At 60.3% G+C, this 13380-nt stretch carries 9 protein-coding genes; 6 read left to right on the plus strand and 3 right to left on the minus strand.

Going from position 1 to position 13380, the window contains the following annotated elements; genetic code table 11:
- Positions 1 to 26: 26 nt before the first annotated feature.
- From GDN47_RS00990 to GDN47_RS01000, 3 genes are all read left to right on the plus strand, one after another.
- The gene (locus GDN47_RS00990; protein ID WP_152092523.1) at positions 27 to 443 is read left to right on the plus strand and encodes a DUF2000 domain-containing protein; all 417 of its coding nucleotides are present in this window, start codon (positions 27 to 29) and stop codon (positions 441 to 443) included.
- A gap of 10 nt (positions 444 to 453) precedes the next feature.
- Positions 454 to 1212, plus strand: a complete 759-nt coding sequence (locus tag GDN47_RS00995) for an HAD family hydrolase (protein WP_308936541.1) — start codon at positions 454 to 456, stop codon at positions 1210 to 1212.
- 404 nt (positions 1213 to 1616) lie between these two features.
- Positions 1617 to 2081 carry an Hsp20 family protein gene (locus GDN47_RS01000; protein ID WP_113389195.1) on the plus strand — a complete coding sequence of 155 codons (465 nt, stop codon included), beginning with the start codon at positions 1617 to 1619 and terminating at the stop codon, positions 2079 to 2081.
- Between the two features lie 131 nt (positions 2082 to 2212).
- On the opposite strand, the gene GDN47_RS01005 is transcribed toward GDN47_RS01000, so the two are convergent.
- A complete protein-coding gene (locus GDN47_RS01005; protein WP_152092524.1) occupies positions 2213 to 3238 on the minus strand; it encodes a bile acid:sodium symporter family protein in 1026 nt (341 codons plus the stop codon).
- Positions 3239 to 3344: 106 nt separating this feature from the next.
- Here GDN47_RS01005 and GDN47_RS01010 point away from each other — a divergent pair, with 106 nt between their 5' ends.
- Positions 3345 to 4202 (plus strand): LysR family transcriptional regulator, encoded by an 858-nt coding sequence (locus GDN47_RS01010; protein WP_152092525.1) that lies wholly within the window; start codon positions 3345 to 3347, stop codon positions 4200 to 4202.
- 372 nt (positions 4203 to 4574) lie between these two features.
- On the opposite strand, the gene GDN47_RS01015 is transcribed toward GDN47_RS01010, so the two are convergent.
- Entirely contained in the window at positions 4575 to 5621 is a 1047-nt protein-coding gene (locus GDN47_RS01015; RefSeq protein ID WP_152092526.1) for a threonine aldolase family protein, read from the minus strand.
- A gap of 567 nt (positions 5622 to 6188) precedes the next feature.
- Here GDN47_RS01015 and gltB point away from each other — a divergent pair.
- The gene (gene gltB, locus GDN47_RS01020) at positions 6189 to 10913 is read left to right on the plus strand and encodes a glutamate synthase large subunit (RefSeq protein WP_152092527.1); all 4725 of its coding nucleotides are present in this window, start codon (positions 6189 to 6191) and stop codon (positions 10911 to 10913) included.
- A 177-nt stretch (positions 10914 to 11090) separates the two neighbouring features.
- Positions 11091 to 12545 carry a glutamate synthase subunit beta gene (locus tag GDN47_RS01025; RefSeq protein WP_113330492.1) on the plus strand — a complete coding sequence of 485 codons (1455 nt, stop codon included), beginning with the start codon at positions 11091 to 11093 and terminating at the stop codon, positions 12543 to 12545.
- A gap of 64 nt (positions 12546 to 12609) precedes the next feature.
- On the opposite strand, the gene GDN47_RS01030 is transcribed toward GDN47_RS01025, so the two are convergent.
- Complete coding sequence (locus tag GDN47_RS01030; RefSeq protein ID WP_152092528.1) at positions 12610 to 13359, minus strand: aminoacyl--tRNA ligase-related protein; 750 nt, start codon at positions 13357 to 13359, stop codon at positions 12610 to 12612.
- Positions 13360 to 13380 lie beyond the last annotated feature (21 nt).

Here is a 13380-nt window from a genome sequence, read left to right on the forward strand (position 1 = left end):
ACCTTTGTCAATAGCAGCAGGTCGCCATGCTTCCCGATATCCGTCTTGCCATCGTCATCAATCCGGCATTGCCTCTCGGTTTGATCGCCAACACCGCCGGTGCCATCTCGATCGGGTTGGGCGCAAAGTTTCCTGCGCTCGGAGCCAGGCAATTGACCGATAGGGAGGAGCGCACCATCGACATCAGCTCGAACATGCCCGTTCCGATACTGCAGGCGGATGCGGAAACCATACGATTTCTGTTGCTGAAAACCTTGCCGGTCGAAAACGACCGCGCAATCGTTCCGTTTCCTGCCTTTGCCCGCTCGCTGCACGATTACAGGGAATATGAGGCGACATTTCCGGATCGCGATCTTGCCGGCGAGGCGATCGACGGTCTTGGGCTGGCCGGCCCTTCGAAGTGGGTGAAATCGCTGACCGGTTCTCTGAAACTTTTGCGGTAGGGTTGTCGCCATGTCCCTCCGTAGCGAGGGATGGTTTTCGGCATCGGCGAGCTTGTCGTTCTCGTCCCATGCTGGTAACGGCTATGGGATGAAGCTCCCTCAACCACCCCGTGCAGTCGTGTTCGACATGGATGGACTGCTCTTTGATACCGAGTCGCTCTACATACGTTCGCTGATCACGGCGACTGCGGAGTATGGCTATGAAATGACATGGGACTTGTACCGTCCCATGATCGGTTCGCCTTGGCATGTGAATCGTCATTCGCTACTTCTCCTGTATGGCTCCTCTTTTCCGGTCGACGATGTGCGCGCGCTCTGGCTCAAGCATTTCAGCGCCTTGGGCGAGACAGAACTTGCTTTGAAAGCAGGGGTTTCAGAGTTATTGGATCTCCTGGATGAACTAGATATTCCAAGAGCGATAGCGACGTCTTCATTCCGTCAGAGCGTCGATCACCATCTTAAGGCGCACAGCCTGACGCATCGTTTCCATCACATTATTGCGTATGGCGGCTATGTAGAAAGCAAGCCTGCTCCAGATCCATTTCTGACGGCTGCGGCCCGGTTAGGTATCGAGCCATCTTCCTGTCTTGCCCTGGAAGATTCACATAACGGAATAAGATCCGCCTCCGGAGCCGGCATGATGACGATCATGGTGCCAGATCAGATGGAGCCTAATGAGGAAATCCTGAAACTTTGCCTGGGTTCGGTTTCCAGCCTGCATGAGGTGTCTCGGCTCATAGTAGCGGCGGATGGACGGCTTTCGAGCTAGGCAATCAATCTCCCTGGACTTCCATCCAAGTTGATCTCCGCCTGTTGTTCCGCTGGCGCTAAGAAAAAAGGCCGGCTTGCGGAGATAGAGAGATCCGCTTCGCCGGCCGAGCAAGGACTGAAGAAGAAGGGACGATACACTTCAGTCATCGGACGATGGTGTTCCGATGGTTTGGACGATAGGCCAGCCAGCCTGAACGGGTTCCGAACCATCTGTTCATCTGCGGTTCACGCAGCGATTTTCCGCAAAATGGGCGGCGGGCACAGGGGCTTGAACTCGGCAAAAGCGATCCCCATCTCTCTTTCGCGGGTGCCAAACGGGCCTGCGAAACCGTCCCGAGGCCGCCGAGAGTGGGGTCATGGGACAGAATTGAAATCGCAATTGTCGCTCACAGGAGGACTTCCATGCGTCACGTAGACTTCTCTCCCCTTTACCGTTCCACCGTCGGTTTCGACCGTCTCTTCACCATGCTCGACAGCCTTGGCCAGCCGGATCAGGCCCAGACCTATCCGCCCTACAATATCGAGCGCACGGGTGAAAACACCTATCGCATCACCATGGCCGTTGCCGGTTTCGATGAAAAGGAACTGAGCATCGAGGCCCACGCCCATGTCCTTCAGGTCAAGGGCGAAAAGAGCGAAGAGCCGGCTGAAACCAGCGAATATCTCTATCGCGGTATCGCCAAGCGTGCCTTCGAGCGTCGTTTCCAGCTTGCCGACCATGTCGAGGTTCAGGCTGCTTCACTGAAGAATGGTTTGCTGCACATCGACCTGCTGCGCAACATTCCTGAAGCCATGAAGCCCCGCCGTATCTCCATCGCGGCCGAGCCCGTGGAAAGCCCGAAGGCCATCGAGGCTCATATCAACTAAGTACGGCTGACGGTCTGAGACCGTCATGCCGGGCTGGCGGTCTCTGGCCGCTAAGCTCCTGATCCTCCCAAGATCAAAAGAAGCGGCGCTCCATCAGGGTGCCGCTTTTGTTTTGTCTGATATCGGACGGCTCAGGCCGCGTTCGTCGCTTCGCCGGACTTTGCGCCCGACTTTGCTTTCGCAGCCTCGCGCCGCTTGGCGGCATCGGCATATTTCTGGGCAAGCACGGCGCAGGTCATCAGCTGGATCTGATGGAACAGCATGAGCGGCAGCACGATGGCGCCGATACTCTGGCCGGCGAAGATGACGTTGGCCATCGGCACGCCGCTTGCCAGCGACTTCTTCGAGCCGCAGAAGGTGATGGTGATCTCGTCGGCCTTTTCAAAACCGAGGGCACGGCTGCCGAACATGGTGATGCAGATCACCATTGCCAGAAGCACCATGTTCGCGATGATGACCGTGACGATGTCGAGGACGGAGAAGGTATGCCACAGCCCTTCCACCACGGCCTCGCTGAAGGCGGAATAGACGACCATGAGGATCGAGCCGCGATCGACCGGCATCAGGATCTTTTTCTTCGAACGGATCCAGTCGCCGATCCATGGCTGCAGCAGCTGGCCGGCGATGAATGGGGCAAGCAGCTGCAGCATGATCTGCCACAGAACATCCCAGGAAAAGCCACCGCCCTGGCCGCCGACCGAAAACAGGATGCCGACGAGCAGCGGCGTCAGGAACATGCCGAAGATATTGGAGGCGGACGCGGAGCAGATCGCAGCCGGCACATTGCCGCCGGCGATGGAGGTGAAGGCGATCGAAGACTGCACGGTCGAAGGCAGCACGCTCAAAAACAGCATGCCGGTATAGAGCGATACGGGGAGGATGCTGTTCGGAACGATATGGCCCATGGCCAGCACCAGCAGCGGGAAGATTCCGAAGGTCGTCAGCAGGATGACGAGGTGCAGCCGCCAGTGCAGCAGGCCGGCGATGACGACATCGCGCGAGAGGCGCGCGCCGTGCAGAAAGAACAGCAGGCCGATGGCGAAGTTGGTGGCGATGCCGAAATAATGGGCGCTTGCGCCCTTCACTGGAAAGAAGGACGCCGTCAGGACGGTGAGCACCAGCAGCATGGTAAAGGTGTCTGGAAGAAAGCGGCGCATCGTGCCTACCCCAATCGCATTGCAAGTCTTGATGATGACTCCTTGCAGATAGACCTATCGTGATCCACGATGCAAGGAATAACAGTTATCACAATGTAGGATAACCATGCTGGATCTCACGCAGTTGCGCAGCTTCGTCGCCGTCGAGCAGATGGGCAGTTTCACGCTTGCGGCGGAGCGGCTCGGTCTTGGGCAATCGACCGTCAGCCAGCATATACAGCGGCTGGAAGCCGAACTCGGGCGCAAGCTCTTGGCGCGGGATACGCACCGCGTCGTCCTCACCGGCGACGGCGAGGCGCTGCTCGGCCATGCGCGCCAGATGCTATCGATCGAAGGGGAGGTGCGTCAGCTTTTTGCCGGCAACAGCCTGCGCGGCAATCTCCGGCTTGGGGTTTCCGAGGATTTTGTCACCAGCCAGCTCCCGGACGTATTGGAGGAATTCGTGCGTTCGCATCCTTCCGTCGATCTCGAGCTGACGGTCGCGCTTAGCGGCGTGCTTTATGAGATGCAGGATAATGGCGATCTCGATCTGGTGCTTGCCAAGCGCAGGCTCGGCGACGCGAGAGGCAAGCTCGTCTACCGCGAGCCGCTGGTCTGGCTGGCCCGCGACCCGGATCGCATCCGCAAGCTTGCGGGGCCATTGCCGCTGATCGCCTTTCCCACCCCAAGTGTCACGCGTGCGGTCGCGCTAGAGGCGCTGCGTCGACAGCAGATGCCGTGGCGCATCGTCTGCACATGCGGCAGCCTGAGTGGCCTGACCGCAGCAGCGCGCGCCGGCATGGGTGTTCTCGTGCAGCCGAAAAGCATGGCTCCCGCCGGATTGATCGAGATAGCCCCGGGCTGGCTACCCGTCCTTGAGGACGTGGAGTTCGTGCTCGTGCCGCGCAAGGGCGCGGACCAACTTCTGGTTAGTGCGCTCTCTGACGACATACTCTCCAAGGTGCGGGGGCCCCGATCAAGCTGACAACGAAATCGTCTATCAGCTATCGTTAAAAGCCGTTTCCCATCATGCAGATGAGATCCGGATTTATTTTGCCGGCTGATTTATTGTTGCGCCCGTTTTCAGGCGGAAGTCAGCTTATTCTGCTATCTCCGGTGGCGATGGGGGAGTTGCGGGGGGATAGCCGTTCCGATGACATATGGTGCCATCTTCATTTCCGGACTTGTCGCCTGCGTCGTGGCAATGACGATGATCGTACATTATGCACGGGCGTCCGACCGCGACGATCTATCGAACTTCGCAATGATCGCCCATCGGAATCAAAACTGACTTTTTGCCGCTATTGCGAGCGCCGTCCGGTCCGGAAGCCGGCTCCGGCGCTCTTTTTCTTGCGGGTCAGTTCAGGCAGGCGAGGAAATTCGCCACATCGGCTTCGGGGGTGGCGAAGCTTGTCACGAGTCGGATCAGCGTTTCATCCCTGCCGACCAGATCCGGCTGCGACTCTGGAATTGGCCATTCGTAGAACTTCGCTCCCTTGTCTTCTGCAGTCTTGGCGGAGGATTTTGGGATGATCGCAAAAACCTCGTTCGAGGCAGTCGGCCAGGCGAGACGAGCGCCGCTGGTCTCTTCGAGGCCGGCGCGCAGCCGATCGGCCATCCCGTTGGAATGGCGGGCAAGGTCGAGCCAGAGGTCGTCCTGGAAATAGCCATCGAACTGGGCGGCAATGAAGCGCGACTTGGAGAAGAGCTGGGCGGCGCGCTTGCGGATGAAATGCATTTCCTTCGCCTTCTCCTGATCGAAGAAGACGATCGCCTCGGCGCACCAGCAGCCGTTCTTGGTGGCGCCGAAGGAAAGAATGTCGACGCCGCGCTTCCATGTCATTTCGGCAGGCGTCGTGCCGAGCGCGACCAGGGCGTTGGCGAAACGCGCGCCATCCATGTGCAGCGGTAGCCCGTTTGCCTGGGCGATGGCGGCGATGGCGTCGATCTCATCCAGCGAATAGACCGTGCCGATTTCCGTCGCCTGCGTGATCGTCACGGCGGCGGCGCGGCCATGATGCACGGCATCCTGCGGGAAGCGGGCGATCTTGGCGGAAAGCGCCTTGGGATCGATCTTGCCGAGAGCGCCTTCGACGGTGGCAAGACGTGCGCCGCTGAAGAAGTCAGGAGCACCGCATTCGTCTTCGGCGACATGCGCCTCGGTATGGCAGAAGCTGATGCCGCCCGGTTTCTGGACGCTGGCAAGCGACAGCGAATTGGCGGCCGTACCGGTTGCGACAAAGAAGACCGCGACCTCGCGCTCGAAGATCTCGGAGAATCTGGCTTCGACACGCTGGTCGAGCTCGCTTGTGCCGTAGGCGGAGGCAAAACCACTCGATGCGGCGAGCAGACGTTCGGCGACTTTGGGATGGGCGCCGGCCCAGTTATCGGAAGCAAAGAACATGAAAATGCACCAGATGAAGATTGAATTGCGGCTGGATTAGATAGGGTTGGCCGGACATTACGCCAATGCAAAAACCTATCAAGAGCATGAGTTTGAAGAATGCATCACAAAAATTGATTGACGCAATCAACAAATAAAATGATGCGCCGCAGCGAAACTTTATTGCTCTATTCCTGCAACAAAGGCAATCTTCCGTCTTTCGTTGACGAAATTTTGCCGTTTTGCTCTTGCGAAGGCGTAAGCTTTCTGGCATAGAGCTGATGAATTAGGACAGGGTTGCTGTCCTATTTTGGCCGCCGAGGCCGAAGATGTGCCCCCAGGGTCCTGACGATGTCGGGATTTCGAGCTATAGTTACCAGGAGCATGCCCTTTCGAGCCTTTTGAGGCGCGGGCAATGCGGCGGTGGAATAGCAGGGCGCGGAACGCTGACGACGGGCTCCACTTAAAGGAGCTGCGGTTTGCGGCCGGATCTTCACAATGCAACAGCGCTGTCGCGCGTCGGCCCCGGAAACGGACCGCGCGGGACGAAGGAGCGCCCGCGACGCGGGCCTTACCGGAGGGAAGACCATGACGAACAGGACGACGTTGACGAGTTTTGACCAGACCGCTGCAGTGAATGCTGCCGCTACGGCCAAGACGTCGAAACGCGCTGTCGGCATCCCGCCGAAACAGGGCCTCTACGATCCCCGCAACGAGCATGACGCCTGCGGCGTCGGCTTCGTCGCGCATATGAAGGGCCAGAAGTCGCACCAGATCGTGCGCGACGGCCTGTTCATCCTCGAGAACCTGACGCATCGCGGTGCCGTCGGCGCCGATCCGCTGATGGGCGATGGCGCGGGCATTCTCGTGCAGATTCCCGATCGCTTCTTCCGTGAAGAGATGGCGAAACAGGGCGTCATCCTGCCGAAGGCGGGCGAATATGGCGTCGGCCATTTCTTCCTGCCCCGCGATGAGGCGCTGATCGAGCATTTCAAGACTGCCATCACGCAGGTCGTTGCCGAAGAAGGCCAGGTGCTGCTCGGCTTCCGCGACGTGCCGGTCGATAATTCCTCGCTGTCGAAGGCGCCCGATATCGCCGCCACCGAGCCGCATCATGTGCAGGTCTTCATCGGCGCCGGCCGCGATGCCGGCACGAACGAGGAATTCGAGCGCCGCCTCTTCACCCTGCGCAAGGTGATCTCCAATCGCATCTATGCGGAATATGAGGGCGAGGAGAGCAGCTTCTATCCCGTGTCGCTGTCAAGCTCGACCATCGTCTACAAGGGCATGTTCCTCGCCTATCAGGTGGGCGCCTATTATAAGGACCTCTCCGATCCGCGTTTCGAAACGGCGGTTGCGCTCGTGCACCAGCGTTTCTCGACCAACACCTTCCCGTCATGGAAGCTTGCCCATCCCTACCGCATGGTCGCGCATAACGGCGAAATCAACACGCTGCGCGGCAACGTCAACTGGATGGCGGCACGCCAGGCTTCGGTCTCTTCGCCGCTCTTCGGCGAGGATATCTCCAAGCTCTGGCCGATCTCTTATGAAGGTCAGTCGGACACCGCCTGTTTCGACAACGCGCTCGAGTTCCTCGTGCGCGGCGGATACTCGCTGGCGCATGCCATGATGATGCTCATCCCCGAAGCTTGGGCCGGCAACCAGCTGATGGCGCCGGAACGCAAGGCGTTCTACGAGTATCATGCCGCCCTGATGGAGCCATGGGATGGCCCGGCCGCCGTTGCCTTTACCGATGGCAAGCAAATCGGCGCGACGCTTGACCGTAACGGCCTGCGTCCGGCCCGCTATCTCGTCACCAGCGACGACCGCATCATTATGGCGTCCGAGGCCGGCGTTCTGCCTGTCGAGGAAGAGAAGATCATCCAGAAATGGCGCCTGCAGCCGGGCAAGATGCTGCTGATCGACATGGAAAAGGGCCGTATCATCTCCGACGACGAGGTGAAGTCGGAACTATCAGGCAAGCATCCCTATCGCAGCTGGCTGAACCGCACGCAGCTGATCCTGGAAGACCTGAAGCCTGTGGAGCCGCGGGCGCTGCGCCGCGACGTGTCGCTGCTCGACCGCCAGCAGGCCTTCGGCTACACGGCTGAAGACACCAAGCTCCTGATGTCGCCGATGGCGACGACGGGGCAGGAAGCCGTCGGCTCCATGGGCACGGATACGCCGATCTCGGCCATGTCCGACAAGCCGAAGCTGCTCTATACCTACTTCAAGCAGAACTTCGCGCAGGTGACGAACCCGCCAATCGATCCGATCCGCGAAGAGCTGGTCATGAGCCTGGTGTCGTTCATCGGCCCGCGCCCCAACCTGCTCGACCATACCGGCATGGCCAACGCCAAGCGTCTGGAAGTGCGCCAGCCGATCCTGACCAACGGCGATCTCGAAAAGATCCGCTCGATCGGTCACACCGAGGATCGCTTCGACACCAAGACGCTCGACTTCACCTATGATGTCGAACGCGGTGCCGAAGGCATGCCCGAGATGCTCGACCGTCTCTGCGAGCGGGCGGAAGCGGCCGTTCGTGGCGGCTACAACATCATCGTGCTGTCAGACCGCCAGATCGGACCGGACCGCATCGCGATCCCGGCGTTGCTGGCGACGGCTGCCGTGCATCATCACCTGATCCGCAAGGGCCTGCGCACCTCGGTCGGTATCGTCGTCGAAACCGGCGAGCCGCGTGAAGTGCATCACTTCTGCCTGCTGGCCGGCTACGGCGCGGAAGCGATCAACCCCTATCTCGCCTTCGACACGCTGCTCGATATGCATCAGCGTGGCGAATTCCCGAAGGAAGTGGACGCGACCGAAGTCGTCTATCGCTACATCAAGGCTGTCGGCAAAGGCATCCTCAAGGTCATGTCGAAGATGGGCATCTCGACCTATCAATCCTATTGCGGCGCGCAGATCTTCGATGCTGTGGGCCTGCAGCAGGAGCTGGTCGACAAGTATTTCTTCGGCACGGCGACGATGATCGAAGGCATCGGCCTTGAGACGATTGCCGAGGAAACCGTCTCCCGTCACAAGGCTGCTTTCGGCCGCGATCCGCTGCTGGCAAGCACGCTCGACATCGGCGGCGAATATGCCTACCGCATGCGCGGCGAAAGCCATGCCTGGACGCCGGATGCGGTGGCTGCCCTGCAGCACGCCGTGCGTGGGAATGCCGAGGATCGCTATCGCGAATTTTCCGAGATGGTCAATGAATCGGCGCTTCGGATGAACACCATCCGCGGCCTCTTCAAGATTAGGGGTGCGGAAGCCCTCGGCCGCAAGCCGATCTCGATCGACGAGGTCGAGCCGGCCGCCGATATCGTCAAGCGCTTCTCGACGGGCGCCATGTCCTTCGGCTCCATCAGCCGCGAGGCGCATACGACGCTGGCCATCGCCATGAACCGCATCGGCGGCAAGTCGAACACCGGTGAAGGTGGCGAGGAAGCCGACCGCTACATGCCGCTCTTCGACGGCTCGCCGAACCCGGAACGTTCCGCTATCAAGCAGATCGCCTCCGGCCGTTTCGGCGTGACGACCGAATATCTGGTCAATGCCGACGTGCTGCAGATCAAGGTCGCGCAGGGTGCAAAGCCCGGCGAAGGCGGCCAGCTGCCCGGCCACAAGGTCGATGCGACGGTTGCCAAGACCAGGCATTCCACACCGGGCGTCGGCCTCATCTCGCCGCCGCCGCATCATGATATCTATTCGATCGAAGATCTGGCACAGCTGATCTACGATCTGAAGAACGTCAACCCGACCTCGGATGTCTCGGTCAAGCTCGTCTCGGAAGTCGGCGTCGGCACGGTTGCCGCCGGCGTCGCCAAGGCGCGCGCCGACCACATCACCGTCTCGGGCTATGATGGCGGCACCGGCGCTTCGCCGCTGACCTCCCTCAAGCACGCCGGTTCTCCCTGGGAAATCGGCCTTGCCGAGACCCAGCAGACGCTGGTCCTGAACGGGCTACGCTCGCGCATCGCCCTGCAGGTGGATGGTGGCCTGAAGACCGGCCGCGACGTCATTATCGGCGCGCTGCTCGGTGCCGACGAATTTGGCTTCGCCACCGCGCCGCTAATTGCGGCCGGCTGCATCATGATGCGCAAGTGCCACCTCAACACCTGTCCGGTTGGTGTCGCCACCCAGGACCCGGTTCTGCGCAAGCGCTTCAAGGGCACGCCCGAGCATGTCATCAACTACTTCTTCTTCGTGGCGGAAGAAGTGCGTGAGATCCTCGCCTCGCTCGGCGTTGCCAAGCTGGATGATATCATCGGCGCTTCCGAGCTTCTGGAGAAGGACGACATGCTCGCCCACTGGAAGGCCAAGGGCCTCGATTTCAGCCGTATCTTCCACAAGGTCGATGCGCCGAAGGAAGAGACCTACTGGACGACAGTGCAGAAGCACCCGATCGACGACATTCTCGATCGCAAGCTGATCGAGAAGGCTGAACCTGCCCTGTCGTCCAAGACGCCGGTCGCCTTTGAAGTCGACATCAAGAACGTCGACCGTTCGGCCGGTGCCATGCTGTCGGGTGCGGTTGCCAAGCGCTATGGCCATCGCGGCCTGAAGGACGACACGATCAACGTCACCCTGAGGGGCACCGCCGGTCAGTCCTTCGGTGCTTTCCTCGCACGCGGCGTCACCTTCAACCTCGTCGGCGACGGCAATGACTATGTCGGCAAGGGCCTTTCGGGCGGCCGCATCATCATCCGTCCGCCCGAAAATTCGAAGATCGTTGCTGAGAATTCGATCATCGTCGGCAATACCGTGCTTTACGGCGCGACCGAGGGCGAGTGCTACTTCCGCGGTGTCGCGGGCGAGCGCTTCGCAGTCAGAAACTCCGGCGCGATCGCCGTCGTCGAAGGCGTGGGCGATCACGGCTGCGAATATATGACCGGCGGCGTCGTTGTCGTGCTCGGCGAAACCGGGCGCAACTTCGCGGCCGGCATGTCGGGCGGCGTAGCCTATGTTCTCGACGAAAAGGGCGATTTCGCCCGCCGCTGCAACATGGCCATGGTCGAGCTGGAGCCGGTTCCGGAGGAAGACGAGCTGCTGGAGAAGCTGCATCATCACGGTGGCGACATCATGCACAAGGGACGCGTCGACGTCTCCGATGACATGACACGCCATGATGAAGAGCGCCTCTTCCAGCTGATTTCGAACCACGTCCACTATACCGGCTCGACGCGAGCAAAGGAGATCCTCGATCACTGGGCCGACTACCGCCCGAAATTCCGCAAGGTCATGCCGGTCGAGTACCGCCGTGCCCTTGAGGAAATGGAACGTAGCCGGATGAGTGTGGCGGCGGAATAATCCGTCCCGGTTCTGAAACCAGCCGAGGGTTTCGCCTCGCATTGCGATCGCCATCATGGCGATCGCGACTGTCGAATAGCGGAATCGGATTTGAATTAAAGTGCCGGACAGGGAAACCGAGATGACCCTCAGGCACGGGAGCCATGAGCTCCTCTTTTAGAGTGAGGAAACGAAAGCATGGGCAAGGTAACAGGCTTCTTGGAAATCGACCGGCAGGTGGCGAAGTATCAGCCGGCGTCGGATCGCATCCGGCATTTCCGTGAATTCACGATCCCCATGTCGGACCAGGAAGTGCAGAAACAGGCAGCTCGCTGCATGGACTGTGGCATTCCCTATTGCCACGGCCCGACCGGTTGCCCCGTGCACAACCAGATCCCCGATTGGAACGACCTCGTTTACAACAACAATTGGGAGCAGGCGATCCACAACCTGCATTCGACCAACAACTTCCCGGAATTCACCGGCCGTGTCTGCCCTGCGCCCTGCGAGGAAGCCTGCACGCTGAACCTGGAAGATGCGCCGGTCGCCATCAAGACTGTTGAGCAGGCGATTGCCGACAAGGCCTATGAGCTGGGCTTCATCCGCCCGCAGCCGGCAACCGTGCATACGGGCAAGAAGGTCGCGATCATCGGCTCTGGCCCTGCCGGCATGGCAGCCGCCCAGCAGCTCGGCCGCGCCGGTCACGACGTCCATGTCTATGAGCGCGAAAGCAAGCCCGGCGGCCTGCTGCGCTATGGTATTCCGGACTTCAAGATGGAGAAGAACTTCATCGATCGCCGCGTCGAGCAGATGAAGGGCGAGGGCGTCACCTTCCATTGCGGCGTCAATGTCGGCGTCGATGTCAAGGTCGAGCAGCTTCTGGCGGAGCACGATGCCGTGCTCTATTGCGGCGGCTCGGAAACCCCGCGCGAAGCCGGCATTCCCGGCACGACGCTGGCAGGCGTCCATGACGCCATGCCCTATCTCGTGCAGCAGAACCGCCGCGTCGGCCGCGAAAATATCGACAGCGTCGGCTGGCCCGCCGATCCGATCCTGGCTGGCGGCAAGCACATCGTCGTCGTCGGCGGTGGCGATACGGCATCCGACTGCGTCGGCACGGCATTCCGCCAGGGCGCGGTGAAGGTGACCCAGCTCGACATTCGGCCGCAACCGCCGGAGAAGGAAGACAAGCTCGCCGTTTGGCCGTTCTGGGCAACGAAGATGCGCACCTCGTCCTCGCAGGCCGAAGGCGCGGTTCGCGAATTCCAGGTCGCAACGTTGGAATTCATCGGCGAAGATGGCGTGCTGACGGGCGTGAAGTGCTGCGAAGTGGATGAGCGCCGCAAGCCGATCGCCGGCACGGAATTCGTCATCCGCGCCGACCTCGCCTTCATCGCCATCGGCTTCCGCGGTCCGTTCACCGACAGCGTGCTCAAGGAACTCGACGGCAAGCTGACGCTGAACACGGATCGCCGCGGCTCGACCAACGTCGTTGCCAACGACAGGGACTACAAGACTTCGATCGACAAGTTCTGGACAGCCGGTGACGTCCGCCGCGGCCAGTCGCTGGTGGTCTGGGCGATCCGCGAGGGCCGTCAGGCCGCCCGTGCGATCGACGAGGCTCTGATGGGTTCGACGGTTCTACCGAACTAAGTTTCGCTGTCCGTTCGCGCAAAGTTATTGAAGGCCGGGTTCTCGATGAACCCGGCCTTTGTCGTTAACGGCTTGCGGCGATATTCCAGTTGTAGATGCAGCGATCGAGGCCGATGGCGATTTCTAGCACCGTGACGTCATGGTCTATCGCGGCCCCCTTCTTCGGCTGCTTGCGGTAGCGCTGAGGGAAATCCGTGCGTTTCGAGATCGAGCAGACCTCCATCCATTTGTCGCCGTTATCGACCTCGATATCCATCGTCACCTCGGAATAGGCCGGAAGCCGATCGGATGGGGCGATCCGTGTCGGCAGATGGACGACCGAGGCGATCATCCGGCGGACCGGTTCAAGGGAGGCAGAGTGATAATCGTTGCCGCTATCGGCGGTGAAGGCGCATTGGAATTCGAGCTGCCAGAACTCCTTGAGCCGCACATGCTTGCTCGGTTGGTCCTGTTCCCGGCGATAGGATTTTCCGGCCTGCCAGACGCATAGTGGCAGCCTTGTTCTGGAATGGTTTCCGAGAAGATGCTGCATGTAGGCATAGGTTGAAGGTGTCGTTTCCGGCCGCAGCACAAGTTCGGTCTCGGTGTTCGACATTCGCTCCTGCACCCATATGTCCGAATTGGAATAGGCATTCGAGACGAGGCTTCGCGGCATCAGGGTCGGAGCCTCGACCCTTCGGATATCCCAGGCGGGGTTTGCCGATCGCAGGAAGTTCGCGACTTCATCGGAAAAGAAGCGGACGAAATCATCGCGCAGTTTAATGTCCCGCTCTTCCCAGTGAACGAGCGAATTGACGTTATAGATATTGAGCACGTGCCATTCTCCATGGGCAAC

Source organism: Martinezella dioscoreae (assembly GCF_009176305.1).
Classification (GTDB): domain Bacteria; phylum Pseudomonadota; class Alphaproteobacteria; order Rhizobiales; family Rhizobiaceae; genus Rhizobium; species Rhizobium dioscoreae.

Excerpts from the sequence above, each read along its gene's own strand:
- GDN47_RS01005 (WP_152092524.1), bottom strand. The coding sequence starts at position 3,238 with ATGCGCCGCTTTCTTCCAGACACCTTTACCATGCTGCTGGTGCTCACC.
- GDN47_RS01000 (WP_113389195.1), top strand. The coding sequence starts at position 1,617 with ATGCGTCACGTAGACTTCTCTCCCCTTTACCGTTCCACCGTCGGTTTC.
- gltB (WP_152092527.1), top strand. The coding sequence starts at position 6,189 with ATGACGAACAGGACGACGTTGACGAGTTTTGACCAGACCGCTGCAGTG.
- GDN47_RS01015 (WP_152092526.1), bottom strand. The coding sequence starts at position 5,621 with ATGTTCTTTGCTTCCGATAACTGGGCCGGCGCCCATCCCAAAGTCGCC.
- GDN47_RS01025 (WP_113330492.1), top strand. The coding sequence starts at position 11,091 with ATGGGCAAGGTAACAGGCTTCTTGGAAATCGACCGGCAGGTGGCGAAG.
- GDN47_RS01010 (WP_152092525.1), top strand. The coding sequence starts at position 3,345 with ATGCTGGATCTCACGCAGTTGCGCAGCTTCGTCGCCGTCGAGCAGATG.
- GDN47_RS00990 (WP_152092523.1), top strand. The coding sequence starts at position 27 with ATGCTTCCCGATATCCGTCTTGCCATCGTCATCAATCCGGCATTGCCT.
- GDN47_RS00995 (WP_308936541.1), top strand. The coding sequence starts at position 454 with ATGTCCCTCCGTAGCGAGGGATGGTTTTCGGCATCGGCGAGCTTGTCG.